Raw genomic sequence first — 17,700 nt, 5'->3', positions numbered from 1 at the left:
AAAAGGAAGCTAAAGTTTTGAATTTATTTAGCACTTTTAGTAGATAAGTGCTAAATTATTCTATATTTATGAAATACAAACTCTATTTCTACCAGCTTCTTTTGCTTGATACAAACCAATATCAGCTTTTTTAACATGTGAGTCAATTGTTTTAGAAAAATCTTCTATAGTTGTAACTCCTGTGCTAACTGTTACATTTAATATTCCTTGAGGAGTTTTTATATCCATTTCCATACACAATTCCCGAATTCTATTTAATATAATGATTGATTCTTCTATTGTTGTGTTTCTTAATAAAATTACAAACTCTTCTCCACCCCATCTTACTGGGACATCAATATCTCTTGAATGTTCTTTTAAAAGTTTTGCAAACTTTTGTAAAACTAAATCCCCAATGTCATGACCATAAGTATCATTTACTCTTTTAAAATGATCTAAATCCATAACTGCAAGGCATGTAGATTGGAAAGATTTTAATTGAGTGATTTCTTTGTACTTTGTATATTGTTCATCAAATCCACGTCTATTTAATAAGCCTGTTAATGAATCACAATTAGCTTCATTATATAGTTTTTTAGTCTCTTCAATTAATTTTTGATTATATTTGGCTAAAGCTGATTGATGATTTATTATAGTAAATGCAATTGAAAATATGATAGTTAATATTGAAAAAAATAAATTGCTCTGTAAATAAAAGAATTTTAGAGAAATAAATCCATAAACAATAGTCATAACAAAAGTCAATAGAGTAACTGTTATTACATCTTTTTTATAGATATCTTTTCTACTACTAAAATATAATGAGAATAAAACAGCAATTAATAATAATATAGAGTTTGCTATGATATTGTCTTTTTTTAGTAGTAAATTACCTTTAAATAATTCATAAGCAATTGCAAGTAAGTATGATCCTGACATAGCTCCTCTTGGAGTATTTATTCTATCAGAAGAAAGAGCTGAACTACCTATAAAAACTGTTTTATTTTTAAAAAAGTTATTATTTGAAATAGACTTTTTATTTAATGCTACTTTGATAATTTTATAAAAAGGAATAGAAATAATTGAGTTTGCATTTTGAGGATAAAATAGTTTTATTCTATTTTTTTCATCAACATGCCATGTTTTATTATTTACAGAAAGTTCATTAGTCTTTGAATTATAGTTTAGTTTTGGTAGATTTTCACCTGGGTATTGAATTCTAAGAAGTAATGATGGAAGTAAATTGGAGTCTATATTATATAACATTGGAATTGATCTAATTAAGCCATCATTATCTCCTAAAACAGAAGTAATTCCAAATTTGTAGATTGTATCACCACTAATAATATTATCATGAGGAATAAGTAAACCATAATATTTCAATGCAGGTATATTTGAATTTGCACTCCACGAAATTTCTTTTAATTTTTTTTGTTCTTCTAAACTCATTGGAATATCTTCATGTAAAGCACTTGTCACAAAAAAAATATTATTGTACTTGTTTATAGTTTTTTTAAAGATATCATCGTTAGCTCTTGGATCTACAAAATTAATGTCAAAGATTATGTTTTTAACATTCATTGATTGCAAAAAATCAACTAAAAGTGCATACTTATCTCTTGTATATGGCCAATGACCAAAATCTTTTTGTAAGACTTTTAAGGAAGTATCATTTATATCAATAACTATTGAGTCTGTAAAATACTTTTCTTCAGATGCTAAATATTGCATCGTATCATTAAAATAGTTTTTTAAATTATTATAAAAAGAAGTGTATGAGAAAGCATATGTAATAAATAAAGATAATATAACTATCCATAATTGATGTTTCCAATATATGCTATCTGACTTTCTCATTTGTTCTCTACTTCAAATTGGTAGGTTTCACTATAAGGACCTATTTTATCTGAATTATCTATACTTGACATTCTAATAAAGTACTTTCCTTTTTGTAATGGCAATAACATTTTATCTAGTGAAAAGTTTAAATTATTTACTCTAATTAATATCTTATCAAAACTTCTTGTTTTGGATACTTCTAGTATATATTTACTTGCTTCTACTGATTTTTCCCAAGTAAATAAAATCATTCTTGATTTCTCACTATTTTTTGGGGCATTTACTTTTGGAGGAATAGGACTTGATTGCACACTAAAGTGTCTTTCATTTTTAAATCCTTCTAATCCATATTCATCAACTGCTTGTATACTTATTTTATATTTTCCATCTTTTAAATCACCAACTTTTAATTCTGTTTTATTGATATATTTATCATAAATTAGTGTGTTATATTTTGATATAGAATGAATTTGAACATGATATTTTATTGCACCTTCAAGTTTATTCCATGATACATATTTTTTATAATATTTAATATTTAGTTCATTCAATTTTATTGATGGTTTATTTAATATTAATATTGGTCCATTTAGTTTATTTTTACCATCTGAGACTACACCATATCCAGTATTTAAAGTTAATGATGAATTTCCACTTGTAGCTAAAATTTTTCCTTCTGTTACAAAAGCTCTAGATATATTGCCTTCAACATTTACATTAAATATTGTTCCTCTAACCGCAAGTTGGAGTGTTGGAGTAATTACTTTATACTCTGAACCAAAAGTATTTTGGTTAGCTACAGTAGATTCCACATTTCCTTTTAAAAGAAGTAAGTTTGTAACTGATTTTTTAGAGTCTTCATCATATTCTAAGTTTTCCATAACGATTAATGATTTTTCTGAAATAATTGCAAAAGAGTTATCTATAAATTTTATTGTAGCAGAAGAGTTCTCTTTAGTTTGAAGATATTCTCCCGTTTTTATTTTATAACCTTCTTCAACTTTTCCTAATAATTCACCTTTTTTATTAACTAAATTAACTTCCCCTACTTTAGAAACAATCTGAGCAAAAATATCTTTTGAATACTCTAATTTATAATATATAAAACCAACAATACATAATATTAATATTCCTGAAAAAATTATAAAATTTTTTCTATTCATATTTAAATCCTCTTTTTAAATTTACTTTTTTATTAACAATATAGTAATACTTATTATAACTATTTAAATACACTTTAAAACTTGATTTTCAAACTTAAAATTCGTATTGTTTTATCTTTATCCATAGCTTTTATATTAAGTCCAAGTTTGCGAATATCTTTTGGTAAAACCCCATTAATTTTCCCTGTTTTTGGATTAAATATTAAATACTCAGGAAGAGAGCTACCATCTAATAAAGTTGCACTATATTTAGAAGTAGTTTTTTTATCAATAAGGACAATCTCTATTTTATCATTTACTAATGATCCATCTTTAATAGATAGTCCTACTGTTTCTAATATATCTTTTGAATTATTTGAGAAAATTAATTTTCCATTATTTTTAACTTTTACTTCAATTTGAGATTTGCTATATACTATTTTTCCATTTTCATCAACATCTATTTCTATTTGTGCCTCACCTAAATGAATTGTATCTTCTTCTGTTGAATCATGATTTGAACTTTCACTTGTGCTAGTTGAATTTGTAGTTTCTTCACTTAAATTTTCAGATGAAGCACTTGAATCTGTTTCTTGTTCTTCTGAATTCTCATTTGAATTTTCAACTATACTACTAAAGTTAGTATTTTGCTCAATTGAATTTCTTTTTTGTTCTTTTTCATTTTTACTTGAACTTTCACTTTGCTTACTTGAATTTGTACTTTGTTTTGTTAAGTTTTCACTTGATTTTATAATTGGGTTACTTGGATTAATATTTTTTTCTGTTGTATTTTTACCCAAAATCTCATTTAAACTACTTAATTGTGTAGATATAGAATTTTCTTTAATATTAGGTAAATCCACTAAATTATCAGCTGAAGATATTGATTTATTATTTATATTATCAAATTTTTGAAAATCTTTAATTGTATAATAACTGTTTGCATTAATTAAATACGAATTATCTGTATTTTTAGGTTCATTATTTTCAGATTTATCTGAAATATAATATACATCTCCTGTAGCATTCAGCTTTAAAACATTTGAACCATTTGAAATAGGTGCATAAACAAAAATATCAGAAGCAGAATAAAGATTAACATCACCACTAGCTGTTATTCCAGTAACTCCATTTACTGTACCTATTGTAATATCATTTGAATCGCTATATGTTAAAGAAGTCATACCTGTAGCAGCTAGTGTTTTTATATCATTATTAGAATTAGTTAAAGTTGTAGTGAAACCATTTTTTAACAATAAGTTAGCAATTTTAATATATGAAGTAGAATCAGCAGATATTTCATCATCATTTCCATCTATTATAAGTGTTCCGGTTCCCGTACTTTCTATATAAGACCCATTGTTCAAATAAATAGAATCACTTGAATTATTACTTTTGTTTGAATGTCCATTTATAGAAATAGTTCCTTCTTCAACTCTTAAAATACCCGATCCATTAGTTAAAGCAGTATCTCCAATAGCTACAGCATCAGAAGCACCTTTTGCAGTTCCTTCTATTGTAATATTTCCTTTATGGTTTGTTGTCACTGAGCCTGTTATAGAAACTCCTCTAGCACTACTATAATAACTTGATTGACTAGCAAGACCTTTTATAAAAATATCACCACCTGAAGTTGAACCATTTGCATTTATATTACCATTTATTGAAGCACCTCTTGCTATTGCTTTTCCTTCATCTGAAAAAAAACTACTACCAACTGCATAAGAGTCTCCTATTGTTAGTCCATTCAAAGTTGTAGAACCAGTCCCTCCTCCTATCCAAACATTCCCTCCATTTGTTGATATACTTGAATTCTTAGGTATCCAAACTGAACCATCATTGTTTCCATCACTATCTGACCATAAAACTACATTTAATTTATTACTACTACTTGAGATACTACCATATGAACTTAAACTAGTATAACTATCTGCAAATACTATATTTCTATGTGCCTTTAAAGTTAAAGTTGCATCTGCACCTGAAGTTTTATTGATACTTGTTGTCAGAAAGATATCTCCATCTTCTAAATTTGTTCCAGCTTCACCTGTTTCAACAATCACATTAGTTCCATTATTTAGTTGAGTTTCAATAGTAGATGCACGCAAAATTGTTGAATCATTTGAAGATGTATATACTGGTGCCCCTGATGAGTCTACATTTACTTCTGCTATTGCATCAGATACAATTTTTATATTATTGGGATCAATAAGCCAAGTACCACCTTTCCCTGCGTTTAGGGCAAGAGTATCTGAAAATTTGATTTTATTACCAGAAGTTTCAATAAAACCACCTTTTGCAGTTATAGTTCCATCAACTAAAGCTTCTCCACCATGGGCAAACAACTCAACATATCCAGTTATATCATCAATACTATTTGCCTCAATAATACCTGTATTGTTTACAACTCCTTTTAATAATTCATCAACAGCATTTGTAGTTAGATAAATTTTTCCACCATTTGCAATAATGGTTCCTGAGTTTGAAACCATTGCATCAAGTACACCTTTATCTACTTTAAGATTAACTAATGAGTTTCCATTTAAATTAATTGAATAAGAGTCAGTTCCAACTAAATGAACACTTCCTTTAATAGCTTTAATTATTCCTTCATTTACAACTTCATTTGAAGCTAGTATCACTGAGCCATTGTTTATTACTTCAATTGTTCCTTGATTTATTATTGAGTTTGTTGTTGCATTTTTGAAATTATAATTTCCTGCATTAAAATCTTTATCAGAAAGTTTTGCAGTTGTAGCTAATAATCCACTTGTGTTAATACTTGCATTTTTACCAAATAAAACACCATTTGAATTTAGTATCCAAACTTGTCCATTTGCATTTAAGGCTCCATTTATGATAGATTTTTCATTTCCAATAACCCTATTTAGTGTAATAGAACTAGAGTTTGGTTGATTGAAATTAACTGTTTCATTTGCTTTAATAGAAAAATTTTGCCAATTTATAGTTGCTTTGTTAGAGGTTTGATTGATATTTGTTACAGTTCCATTTTGATTAATATTTGCAGACCCTGAAGTAACAACACCTCCTGTTGGTGCAGCAAAAGTCAAGGTAGTAGAATTAAAAAATAAAGTAATGATTAAATTGATTTTAACACCTTTTAGAACCCTAAAACGTGAACAAATAAAAACCAAATATAATCCTTTTAAATAATGCTATTTTTAATATAAATCGGATTATATCTTAAAATGACTTTAACAGTAATTTATCCCAACATATTGATTATAATCATTAACTTGTTTTAAAGCTTATAATATATGACTCACGTCCCTACACTAATTGTATAAAAAGAAATATAGATTATAAAAGAGATTAACACTATAATTTAAAATTATTAATTCTTCTAAAAGCATTTTTAGATAAAATCCTTCAAACTACAAAAAAGGTTTTATAATGAATGAACAATTTTTAAAAGATTCAAAAAAAATCTATGAATATTTAAATGCTCAAAAAAATGATGTGAATAAATTAGTATCAGCATTAGAAAATAATAAATATGAACAATTAACCATAATAGATGATTTTGCAAAAAAATTAAATTTAGATATGAGCGATGATTTAAGATATGCCCTAGTTACTAGATTAGTAAACCTAAGAGATGATTCACTTGTTCAAGTGTTAAAAAAGCTTGGATTTGATGAAAAAGAAGTTATAGAGTTACAAGAGAAAGCATACCTTTTTGTAAAAGAGTTTTGGCATAACAAACATAAAAAAATGCTTGATTATATAAAAGACAATAATTTTTTAACTCCATTTTATCAAGCTATATTTCAAGGTGTATATGATGTGGGAGTTAAAATGTCTGCATGGCAAAGCTCTTGGACAGCACATATTATCAATGGTATCAATAAAGAGTTACTATCAAAATTTAACGGTGATGAAGAAAAAGTTTTTGATTATCTAGAGAGTAACTCTTTGTTTGATTTAGGACACAACTCTATTACAGCAGATAGATCATATTCTGCATTGGTTAAAAAAGGTGATGGTTATGAGAGTCAAGCTTATATAAAAGCTTTTAAAAAACAAGCAACAGAAGTGGTAAATGCCCTTGAAGAGTTTGAAGAGAGTTTATTAGAATATGAAGATGATATCTTTGGTCACAAATGGGATTATATTTTATATATCCAATCACTTATCTTAGCTTTTTCAGAAGACAAAGAGAACTCACTAGTAGAAAAATGGGCAAATGTAGATAGAGCATGGATGAAAATAAAATCACCAATTCAAATAGGACATCCACTTGAATACTACGAAGATCACTTTAGAAAAGCGGTTGCATTAGAGTGGGATATAAGATTTACAAACCCAGAATTTGCACAAAATGACCACAGAGTAAATAAAATAAAATCAGCTTTTGCAAATATATTTTCTACATTTGAAGAAAACTCTTCTTATAAAAACATTTATAACTTTTCTCTAAAATCATTAGATAAGGTTCAACTATATATTGGTCGACCAGCGATATTCTTTGGAGCAGAATTAAATGGACTTTTTTCAGCTCAAGTTGTACCAAATGATGAAATAGTCTCAAAAGAAGAAGGTAAAAAAATCTTTGCTTTTGCAGATGAGATTTTACAAACTAGTCGTGCTAAACCATTTTTGAGACTTAGTGCTGAAATATTTGGAAATGAATTTTTAAGTGAAGATAGAAAATTTTTATTTAATGAAACAGCATCTTGGCACCAAGTTTATGACATCACAACCATTGGACATGAGTATGGACATATTTTATGGTGCGATGATGAAACAGAATCAGTCATGAATAAAACAGGTAACTTTAAAAATATAGAAGAATTCAAAGCTACAACTGGTGGACTTATCTCATTTTTCTTAGATCAAAATAATGATGAAAAGCATCTTCAAAGACAAGTTTTAATTGATAGTGTTAAAAGAGCTGTTGGGCTTATAGGTTGGATGGAAGTTGATGAAGTACAACCATACTATTGTGAAGGATTGATTCACCTAAATGGTCTTTTTGATTCGCAAGTTCTATCTTGGGAAAATGAAAAACTAAGTATTGATTTAAGTGATGAAAAATTTGAGAAACTAAAAACGTGGTATATCAAAACTTATACAGACTTAGCAAAACACTATTTGGATAAAAAAGATGCAACACAATTTTTAAATCAATTTGCTAAAAAAGATGGAAAATACTTTATGCCAATAAATAAAAAAATAAATGATTTTGTAAAACACTATTTTGCAAGATATAAAGAAATTGGTCAAGAATTAGATACAAGCGACAAAAAAAGCAACTACATAAAATAAGAGGTTACTTCCTCTTATTTTTTAAATAACCCTTTTAGTAAAGAGAACAGTTTTGAAACAGCTAAATAAATTTTAGATTTGAAATTACTATTTTGAGAATTTAAATACTTTACAATCTCGTAATTCCCAAACATTGAGGCAAACATAATAGGTGTTGTTCCCATTCCATTATTTTCATAAATATTTGCTCCAGATTTTACTAACTCTTTTACTATTTCTAAATACCCTTTAAAACAAACACCTGCAAGTGGTGTTTGTCCTCTATCATTTTTTTTATCAACTTCAGCTCCTAAATCTATCAACATCCTAGTTGTTCCTAGATTTCCATTATATGAAGCCAACATAAGTAAGGTATTACCTTTGTGGTCGCACAAGTTTATAGGCATACCAACATCAAGCATAGCTTTTAAGTCTTCTGTATGCCCACGTCTAGCAAAATCTAATGCCATAACTTGAAGTTCTTCATACCTTTTTTGTTCTTCCGGTGATACTTCCATATTAGATTCCTAAGGCTTTTTTAACCCCTGCACTATAATCAGAATGTACTTTTTCAAAAAGTGCAAGTTGTCTATTTACAATCTCACTTGGAACTCCATCCATAGCATCTGCGATATTATTAAATAATTGCTCTTTTTGATTATCACTCATCAAATTAAAAAGTGCAGTTACTTGTGTAAAGTCATCATTTCCTATTCTATGGTCATATCTATCAGCACTATCACCTGTACTAAATGCTGGTTCTGCAAATGATTTATCTTCAACTGGTCCATTAAAACTATTTGGTTCATAGTATGCATCTGTTGCTTCTTTTACTTCATAATTCATACTTCCATCTGCATGGTAAGTATTTACATCTACTATTGGTCTGTTTACTGGTAACATTTCATAGTGAGTTCCTACTCTATATCTATGTGCATCAGCATAAGAGAAGATTCTAGCTTGTAACATCTTATCAGGAGAGAAGCTAATACCTGGAACAATATTTGATGGTGAAAAAGAGGCTTGTTCTATCTCATTGAAATAGTTTTTTGGATTTTCATTTAGTGTCATTTCTCCTACTTTTATCATAGGATAATCACTATGTGGCCAAACTTTTGTTAAATCAAATGGATTAAATGAACAATATTTTGCATCTTCATCTGTCATAATTTGAATCTCAAAACTCCATTTTGGAAAATTACCTTTTTCAATATTTTCAAAAAGATCTCTTTGGTTTGATTCTCTATCTTTTGCAACTATTGCTTCTGCTTCTTTGTTTGTAATTGTCTCAATACCTTGTTTTGTTTTGAAGTGAAATTTCACCCAAAATCTTTCACCTTGAGCATTGATTAAACTATAGGTATGAGAACCATACCCATTTACATGTCTATATGATTTTGGCAATCCCCTATCAGACATCAAAATAGTTACTTGGTGTAAACTCTCAGGACTAAGTGACCAGAAGTCCCAAGCTGCTGTATTACTTCTCAGATTTGATTGGGGATGTCTTTTTTGAGTGTGGATAAAATCAGGGAATTTATAAGCATCTCGGATAAAAAATACAGGCGTATTATTTCCTACTAAATCCCAATTCCCCTCTTTTGTATAAAATTTTAAAGCAAAACCCCTTACATCTCTTTCCGCATCAGCTGCTCCTTTTTCTCCAGCAACTGTTGAAAATCTCAATAATAATCTAGTTTTTTCACCCTTTTGTAAAACTTTTGCTTTTGTATATTTAGAAATATCTTCTGTAATAAATAGTTCACCAAAAGCACCGCTTCCTTTTGCATGAACAACCCTTTCAGGAATTCTTTCTCTATTTTGATGGGCAAGTTTTTCTATTAACTGATAATCTTGCATAAGAACAGGACCTCTTTCTCCTGCAGTCATTGTGTTTTGATTATCCGAAATTGGATTTCCAGCTGTTGTAGTCATTATTTTTTTCATCTTATTTCCTTTTTATTTTAAAGGAAAAAATTTTTCCTTTGATAAAAATATTCTACAAGATGATAACTTAATGTAATGTTATTTTTTTAAATTAATACTTCTTCTATTTTATACTTGGATTTATCTTCTCCCAATCTTCATTTAACTCTTTTTTTAATAAAAATGTATCATTTACTGTAGCCATTCCCCCATACTTTATAGGTGTCACTACTAAAAGCCCTCCTTTTAGTATAGAGGTGAAAGTGTTTGTTTCAATCTCTGTACCTGTAAAAATAGAGAATTTTAGTTTAAAACCACTTATATCATGAAAAGTAGAATTCTTTCGAATAAGATGTTTATATTTATCGGAAATAAAACAATCAATCAAAGTTTTAGATCCATCACCACTAAGATTTATTTTATTTATTTTTCCTATTTGTACATTTTTGTAATATATTGGAGCATCAACATTAAGTTTTGTAGGGAAAAGAGAAGCGACTCTTATTATCTCACCATTATCAACTTGTTTTATTTCTTCTAAACTATCATAACCCGTAAAACTATTTTTAAAATTGTTTTTATTACTAACAATAACACCAATATCAACTGGTAAAATTGTTGAACCTATATTTTTAACTTCATTTAAACTAACTTTGGGTTTTTTTAAATAAAAAATCGTACCTTCTTTTGAAAACTTATCATAGTTTTTAAATACTTGAACTTTTACTAAAACTTTGTTTTGAGGTGTTAATATAATATTAGATACTTTTCCTATATCTACACCTTTATAATTTAGTTTTGAGAATTGTTGTCTTAATCCTTCTACATCATCAAATAGGATAGAAATAGTATTTGAAAAGTTTTTCATATCATCATAAGAAGAATATATTTCATATCTTGGAAAGCTTGTTTTTGAACTATTATCAAGTTCTAAAGAACCATATAATAATGAAGATAAATTATCAACTTCAAATAAAACTCCACCCAAGGATGCATCGACTTTTATGGCATCTTTTTTATAAAATCTACTTTTTTTACTTATATATTTCACATACTTTTTATAAATAAAAAGTTTTACTTTTGATTTTTCTTCACTAAATTTTATTGATTTTACAAAACCTATCTCTTGGTTTTTATAACTTATTGCTTGATTTACTTTTAAATTAAAACCATTGTCAAAGTATGTATTTAAGTATGAACCATGACTATACTCTCTTTTAAGAGTTTGCACATCTTTATAAGAACTATACAATTTAAAACTTTTTTTAGAGTATTTTGCTTTTCTATCAACTTCTACAAGTGCTATTCCTCCATCTATAAGTGGCTTTATTCCAGTATAGTTTATATCTAAATCTAAATCTTTAAGCTCTAATAATTTTGAACTCATATCATAAAAAAGTGATTTATTATTTATTAGTTTTTTATATTTTTCTTTTACTAAAAGTGAGATATTTACATGCTTTAAATCACTAGATAAAGAGTAGTCTAAAACCTTTCCTATAGGAATATTTTTAAAATACAATTTGCTATTTTTTGTTATTGAATTTAAATCTTGCGTTTTTAAAGTAATGATTAAATCATTATCAACTTTTTCCATACTACTATTTACAATCTCAAAGGAGTCTTTTGGTTTTCCTTTTTTATAATCGATTGTTAAATAATTTCCACTAACAATTGAATTTAAATTTTTCACTCCATCCAAACTAACTTCTGTTTCTTCTATATGAAAAGTACTATTTTCACTTAGAAGATAATCATATTTTTTATAAACATAAGCCTTTGCGATAATATTATTTTGGGTAAGTTGTAAATCATCTACTTTACCTACTTCTACTCCTTTATACATGATGAGAGTATTTATTCCAATACCTTTTGCATCTGTAAGTTTTAGATTTATATGTGTTCTTTCAATAAACTCTTTTTTATCATCACTTAAAATATAATATTTATCTTGTTTTATTTTTTGAGCATCTTTTATTGGAGTTTCAACTGTAATTCCACCTACAATAGCAGAGTATAAGGAACTTACTTCTAAATTTAAGCCACCTGGTCCAAAATTTACTTTTAAAGCCTTATTCATGACAAACTGAGAACTTTTGTTTATAAGATATTTGTATTTTTCATGAATATAGGCTTTTAAATAAACTTTGCCATCTTTAAACTCTTTTGATGAAATTTCACCTATTTGGAATCTATTATAAAAAACTGGTGTTTCAACCTCGATGAGATCTTCACCTCTTGATAAAATATTTACATAATAACCATCACTATCTTCTAATAAACTAGGTTTTGTATCTAAACCTGTAAAATTATATTGAGGTTTTGCATTTTCATACTCTTCTAAGGTCTTATATTTAGGATATAATTCTATTTTATTTCCACTTAATAAAGTACCAAGTCCTGAAACTTTTGTTAGGGATATAGTAGGTTTTTTTATCCAAAAGCTAGTTCCTTCTGTTGCAACATATTTAGCAACATCGCTATTTACTAAAATATTTACTTTGACACTATTTAAATCATTTATTTCTATTTTAGTTACTTTTCCAAGAACCAAACCTTTATATTCTAAAGGAGTTACTCCTTCTTTAAGGTCTTCTGCATTTTTAAAAATCACACTTACATTTGTACCTTTTTTAGTATAACTTTCATAGCCAATCCAAGCTAAAATACCTAAAACAACAAGAGGTAGAAGCCAGATAAATGAAATTGACTTATTTTCCCTTTGATTTGGTTCATAAACTAAAGTTTCAATTTTTTCTTCGCTCATCCCAAATAATCCTTGTATCAAATTTATGCGCAGCTATCATAGTCAAAACTACAACACAAGCAAAGGCAGTCGCTGCTATTCCACCTTTTATATTAAATACTTCATCAAGTTGAATCGTAGATGCTAACATTGCAACTACATAAATATCTATCATAGACCACTTTCCAATTAATTCAATAAAATAATATAACTTTAATTTTGTTTTATTGGAAAATGGTGTTTTAATCCACAGTGAAACAAATATAAAAAGCAGTACTAAAAGTTTAACTAAAGGTATTATAATACTTGCCGTAAAAATAACAATTGCAATAAAATAATCTCCATAATTAATAAAAGAAATAACACCTTGAAATATTGTACTATCCTCTTTTGTGCCAAATTGTGTTATTTCCATCATCGGATAAATCATGGCTAAAATAAAAAGTAATAGTGCTGTAATCACTAAGGCTAAAGAAGTCTGTATTGTGTTTTTTACTCTTCTTCTTACTGTATGACCACATCTAACACATTTGAATTCATTATAGTCTTTTTTTGTATAGACTTTTTGGCAGTTTTTACAAGATATTAAAATCATTACTCTAACACACTTTTTATATCAAATTTTTTATTAGACATATAAAATATAAAAAGATAAAAAAGCATAATATAAAATCCAGTATCAAAGCTTGTTGAAGATGCCATTCCTGTAAGTTTAATATATGTAACAATTACACCAATAATATAAACTTCAATGAAACCCCAAGTCTTAAAAAAATGAAATCCATCATATAAAACTCTAAAAGAAAATATTTTCCTTTTCATTTTACTTTGAACAAATATTAATATAATTATAAAAGAGTTTAAAATAGGAGCTAAAATAATTGTAAATAAGACCAAAGCTCCAACAAAAAGAAAATCTTCTTTAAAAAATACGCTAATAGTCCCAATAAGTGTTGTTTTTAAAGTATTTCCATTTAGAGATAAAGTTAGTAAAGGATAGATATTTAACAATATAAAAAGTAACAATGCAGTTATTGCATAATACAAAGAGTCAAGACTATGTTCTTTATTTGTAATTTTTGAACCACATCTTGGGCATTTGATTTTTTCATTCTTATTTTTTAAAAAAAGTCCACAATGCTTACATTCAATTATTGCATCCATACTATATATTAAAACCTTTATATTAATGATATTAATTATACCTATTTATGAATAAAATACAATTTTGCTCAATAATTTAACAATTTTTTTTCTTTTTTTCTATAATAAAGATATTTAATATATCTACAAAAAGACATTTTTAAGTGATACAATGACTTAATTAAAGGAAATAAAATGAAAGTGTTACTTACTGGTTCTACTGGATATATAGGAAGAAGACTTAAACAAAAACTTTTACAAGATGAAAACATTATTTTAAGATTATTAGTTAGAAATAAAAAGTCTATAACTCCTAATCTAAAAAGAACTGTGGAAATTTGTGAAGGCAATAGTTTTGATGTAGAAAGTTTAAAAAAAGCATTAAAAGGCGTGGAAGTAGCTTTTTATTTAATCCACTCTTTAAATAGAAAAGACTACAAAAACCTCGATAAAATTTCTGCTCAGAATTTTCTTGATGCTGCTATTTTTTGCGGTGTAAAGAAAATTATTTATCTAGGAGGATTAGGTGTTAAAAATAGTGATACAAGTGAACATCTATTAAGTAGATTAGAAACAGGGGAAATATTAAGTTCAAGTAATAAGGTTCAAACTATATGGATAAGAGCTGGAGTAATTATAGGTTCAGGAAGTACAAGTTTTGAGATAATAAGAAACTTAACTGAAAAACTACCAGTTATGACTACCCCAAAATGGGTAAATACAAAAACACAACCAATAGCAGTATTTGATGTATTAAATTATCTTTATTCTTCAATATATTTAGAAGAAAAAGGAAATATAACTATTGATGTAGGTTCAGAACAATTAACATACAAAGAGATGATGTTACAAACAGCTACTGCTTTGGGATTAAAAAGATACATTATTCCTTTGCCTTTTTTATCAATTACTTTGTCTTCATATTGGTTAAATCTATTTACTCCTGTATCTTATGGAGTTGCAAAAGCTTTGATAGAAGGATTAAAATCAGAAGCCACTGTACAAAATAATAATGCAATAAAATATTTTCCTAATATAAAACCCACCTCTTATATAGATTCAGTTAAAAAAGCTGTTGAGGAGATAAGAAATAACCAAGTAGTAAGTAGATGGAGTGATAGATTTGGTAGTGTTTGGGATAAAGACTACACAGAAGAACTTGCCCATGCAATATTTATGGATAGAAGGGTCGAAGATATTTCAAATCTTTCCCATAAAAAAATTTATAAATCTTTTATCTCTATTGGAGGAGAATTTGGTTGGTTTGATTATGACTTTTTATGGAAAACAAGAGGAGTCATAGATAAAATGATTGGAGGTGTAGGATTAAAAAGAGGAAGAAGAGACCAATTTAATTTAAGAATAGGTGATAGTTTAGACTTTTGGAAGGTAATTGATGTACAAGAGAATAAAAGACTTCTTCTTTTAGCACAAATGAAACTTCCAGGTAATGCTTGGTTGGAGTTTAAAATAGATGGAAATAAACTTATTCAATCAGCATATTTTTACCCAAAAGGTTTATTAGGAAGAATGTATTGGTATATTTTAGTTCCTATTCACTACTTTGTTTTTACAAATATGATAAAAAGTATTATAAAAAAAAGTAAAACTCTTAGTTAATCAAATCTTCTGGTTTGCCAAAATAGTAGCCTTGAGAATAATCAACTCCTATTTCATTTAATAAATTAAATATTGATTCATTTTCTACATACTCTGCAATTGTCAAAATCTTTTGCTTTTTTGCAAAAGAGACAATTGTTTCAATAATATTTCTGCTAAAAGAATCTTTTTCTATGTTTTTAACTAAAGAGCCATCTATTTTTAAAATATCTGGTTCAAAATCAAGCAATCTTTCAAAGTTGGAATATCCTGCTCCAAAATCATCAATTGCAATCATTACACCTCTTCTTTTAACTTTTCTAATAAAAAGTTTGATACTTTTAAAGTCTTTTACATTTTCATCTTCTAAAAGTTCAAAAACAATTCTTTTATTATCTTTCTTATATTTATCAAGCAAATTAAAAATCTCTTTTCTTGTTTGCTCTTTTTCTATATCTAGTGCAGATAAATTTATTGATAATTTCGTATTAACAAAATCTAACATTTTAAAAGAGTTTTCCAAAACTCTTGAAGTAATTTTATTATAATAATTACCTTTTTTAGAAATATTCAAAAATTCTACAGGAGATATAACTTCTCCTTTTTCATTTATAAGTCTAACCAAGGATTCATATTTTTCAATTTCTTTTGTTTTATTATTAATTATTGGTTGAAAATAAGAGACAATTTTATAATTATCAAGGGCAATTTTAACCATCTTTATAACTTCAAAATTCTTTTTAGCTTCTTGATTTGTTTTTATTGAAGAATCATTTGAATAATTTATGATTTTATTTTTAGATATAGCTTCTTCAAGCCCTGCTCTTGCATCTTCATAAAGACTATATTTTCCACAAGAATAACTTATAATTATGTTCAAGTCATACTCTATACCATCTATTTCTAAAACAGATTCTGTTACATTTTTTACAAATATCTCAAGATAATCATGTATTTTCATATTTAACTTTTCAAAAGCAAAATAATCAGTTAAAAGTGCATATCTCCCATCTCCTAAAGCATATACATCTTCAAAAACATAATTATCAGGTAAATAAGCTAATAAATTTGATGCAAAAGTTTTTTCAATTTGATCTACTTTTAGTATATTGTAAAACTTGTCTAATATATCAAATTCTTCAATTTGAACTAATATAAGAAGTGATAAGTTATTTAATTCTATTTTATTTAACAAATGTTTTTTATCATCTAAAACCACATTTACACTATCTCTAAAAGCAATAAACTCTATAATATTTCCATCTAAATCTAAAAGGGGCATTATAGTTGATTTAACATAATATACTTTTCCTGATTTTGAAACATTTTTTAAAATACCATGCCACTCTTTTTTTTCAATTTTTATTGTACGCCACATCTCTTTATATAAAATAGGTGGATTATCTTTATGTTTTAAGATACTGTGAGTGTTTCCAACTAATTCTTCTTTTGAATAGCCTGTAATTCTACAAAAGTTCTCACTTACATATGTAATTTTGCCTTCAATATTTGTCTTTGAAATTATGTTACTACTATCTATTATTTTTACATATTGATTTAAATAGTTTACATTATTATCAACTTGATACTTACTACATTTATAATCACATACTTTTTCAATAGTTGCAGAAAATTGTTCTTTTATTATTGGTTTAAAAATATATCCATCTATTGATAACTTTAAACACTCTTGAAGTAATGGTATATTATTTCCGCTTGAAAATGCAATAATAGACAACATAGGATTTGTTTTTTTTACTTGTTTTACAAATTCAATACAACTTTGTTCTGAAGAATCAATATCTATAAAAAGAATATCAAAATATTTTTCTTTAAGTTTTTCACTTACATCATCACTGTTAGTTGATATAGTAATAGAGATAAAATATTTTTCCAATAATTTTGATGTTTTTGAAATAAAATCTTTATTAGTATGTATAAATAATACTTTTATATTTTTCTGATAATAAGAATTATCAATTATTTTAGAAAACACCAGTAACCTCTTTTTTGATAAATAGAATTATTTAATATAGATACTCAAAATGGTAACTACTT

Annotated in this window: 11 protein-coding genes; 2 read left to right on the top strand and 9 right to left on the bottom strand. The window is 26.8% G+C overall.

Features of this window, described 5'->3' with window-relative positions:
• Nucleotides 1–66 precede the first annotated feature (66 nt).
• The 3 genes from CRU95_RS03425 to CRU95_RS03415 all read right to left on the bottom strand — a co-directional run bounded on the left by CRU95_RS03425 (nt 67) and on the right by CRU95_RS03415 (nt 6,115).
• On the bottom strand, nt 67–1,836 hold the full coding sequence (locus CRU95_RS03425) for a diguanylate cyclase (protein ID WP_129099753.1): 1,770 nt from the start codon (nt 1,834–1,836) through the stop codon (nt 67–69).
• The gene (locus CRU95_RS03420; protein ID WP_129099752.1) at nt 1,833–2,981 is read right to left on the bottom strand and encodes a FecR domain-containing protein; all 1,149 of its coding nucleotides are present in this window, start codon (nt 2,979–2,981) and stop codon (nt 1,833–1,835) included. The genes CRU95_RS03425 and CRU95_RS03420 overlap by 4 nt, the downstream gene beginning before the upstream one ends.
• A gap of 74 nt (nt 2,982–3,055) precedes the next feature.
• Entirely contained in the window at nt 3,056–6,115 is a 3,060-nt protein-coding gene (locus CRU95_RS03415) for a filamentous hemagglutinin N-terminal domain-containing protein (protein ID WP_129099751.1), read from the bottom strand.
• 259 nt (nt 6,116–6,374) lie between these two features.
• Here CRU95_RS03415 and ciaB point away from each other — a divergent pair, with 259 nt between their 5' ends.
• Entirely contained in the window at nt 6,375–8,249 is a 1,875-nt protein-coding gene (ciaB, locus tag CRU95_RS03410) for an invasion protein CiaB (RefSeq protein ID WP_258238617.1), read from the top strand.
• A 14-nt stretch (nt 8,250–8,263) separates the two neighbouring features.
• On the opposite strand, the gene CRU95_RS03405 is transcribed toward ciaB, so the two are convergent.
• From CRU95_RS03405 to CRU95_RS03385, 5 genes are all read right to left on the bottom strand, one after another.
• Nucleotides 8,264–8,746 carry an ankyrin repeat domain-containing protein gene (locus tag CRU95_RS03405; RefSeq protein WP_129099749.1) on the bottom strand — a complete coding sequence of 161 codons (483 nt, stop codon included), beginning with the start codon at nt 8,744–8,746 and terminating at the stop codon, nt 8,264–8,266.
• A gap of 1 nt (nt 8,747) precedes the next feature.
• Complete coding sequence (locus CRU95_RS03400) at nt 8,748–10,175, bottom strand: catalase (RefSeq protein ID WP_129099748.1); 1,428 nt, start codon at nt 10,173–10,175, stop codon at nt 8,748–8,750.
• Between the two features lie 103 nt (nt 10,176–10,278).
• The gene (locus tag CRU95_RS03395; protein ID WP_129099747.1) at nt 10,279–12,921 is read right to left on the bottom strand and encodes an MlaD family protein; all 2,643 of its coding nucleotides are present in this window, start codon (nt 12,919–12,921) and stop codon (nt 10,279–10,281) included.
• Nucleotides 12,902–13,495, bottom strand: a complete 594-nt coding sequence (locus CRU95_RS03390) for a paraquat-inducible protein A (RefSeq protein ID WP_129099746.1) — start codon at nt 13,493–13,495, stop codon at nt 12,902–12,904. The genes CRU95_RS03395 and CRU95_RS03390 overlap by 20 nt, the downstream gene beginning before the upstream one ends.
• Nucleotides 13,495–14,064, bottom strand: coding sequence for a paraquat-inducible protein A (locus CRU95_RS03385; protein ID WP_129099745.1), 570 nt, complete (start codon nt 14,062–14,064; stop codon nt 13,495–13,497). Before CRU95_RS03385 ends, CRU95_RS03390 begins: the two co-directional genes overlap by 1 nt.
• A gap of 174 nt (nt 14,065–14,238) precedes the next feature.
• Between CRU95_RS03385 and CRU95_RS03380 the strand changes: the two genes are divergently transcribed.
• Nucleotides 14,239–15,663, top strand: coding sequence for an SDR family oxidoreductase (locus CRU95_RS03380; protein ID WP_129099744.1), 1,425 nt, complete (start codon nt 14,239–14,241; stop codon nt 15,661–15,663).
• Here the strand turns inward: CRU95_RS03380 and CRU95_RS03375 are convergent.
• The gene (locus CRU95_RS03375; RefSeq protein WP_129099743.1) at nt 15,656–17,638 is read right to left on the bottom strand and encodes an EAL domain-containing protein; all 1,983 of its coding nucleotides are present in this window, start codon (nt 17,636–17,638) and stop codon (nt 15,656–15,658) included. The two genes, CRU95_RS03380 and CRU95_RS03375, sit on opposite strands and share 8 nt — an antisense overlap.
• Between the last annotated feature and the right edge of the window lie 62 nt (nt 17,639–17,700).

The sequence above is a fragment of the Arcobacter sp. F2176 genome (genome assembly GCF_004116465.1).
Lineage (GTDB): Bacteria > Campylobacterota > Campylobacteria > Campylobacterales > Arcobacteraceae > Arcobacter > Arcobacter siniprincipis.
Note: the sequence above shows the minus strand (reverse complement) of the source record. Positions and strands in the feature narration are given on the sequence as shown.

What these genes read in the sequence shown, in the direction of transcription:
- CRU95_RS03405 (WP_129099749.1), bottom strand. Translation starts at nt 8,746, where the DNA reads ATGGAAGTATCACCGGAAGAACAAAAAAGGTATGAAGAACTTCAAGTT.
- CRU95_RS03425 (WP_129099753.1), bottom strand. Translation starts at nt 1,836, where the DNA reads ATGAGAAAGTCAGATAGCATATATTGGAAACATCAATTATGGATAGTT.
- CRU95_RS03390 (WP_129099746.1), bottom strand. Translation starts at nt 13,495, where the DNA reads ATGATTTTAATATCTTGTAAAAACTGCCAAAAAGTCTATACAAAAAAA.
- CRU95_RS03395 (WP_129099747.1), bottom strand. Translation starts at nt 12,921, where the DNA reads ATGAGCGAAGAAAAAATTGAAACTTTAGTTTATGAACCAAATCAAAGG.
- ciaB (WP_258238617.1), top strand. Translation starts at nt 6,375, where the DNA reads ATGAATGAACAATTTTTAAAAGATTCAAAAAAAATCTATGAATATTTA.
- CRU95_RS03385 (WP_129099745.1), bottom strand. Translation starts at nt 14,064, where the DNA reads ATGGATGCAATAATTGAATGTAAGCATTGTGGACTTTTTTTAAAAAAT.
- CRU95_RS03380 (WP_129099744.1), top strand. Translation starts at nt 14,239, where the DNA reads ATGAAAGTGTTACTTACTGGTTCTACTGGATATATAGGAAGAAGACTT.
- CRU95_RS03420 (WP_129099752.1), bottom strand. Translation starts at nt 2,981, where the DNA reads ATGAATAGAAAAAATTTTATAATTTTTTCAGGAATATTAATATTATGT.
- CRU95_RS03400 (WP_129099748.1), bottom strand. Translation starts at nt 10,175, where the DNA reads ATGAAAAAAATAATGACTACAACAGCTGGAAATCCAATTTCGGATAAT.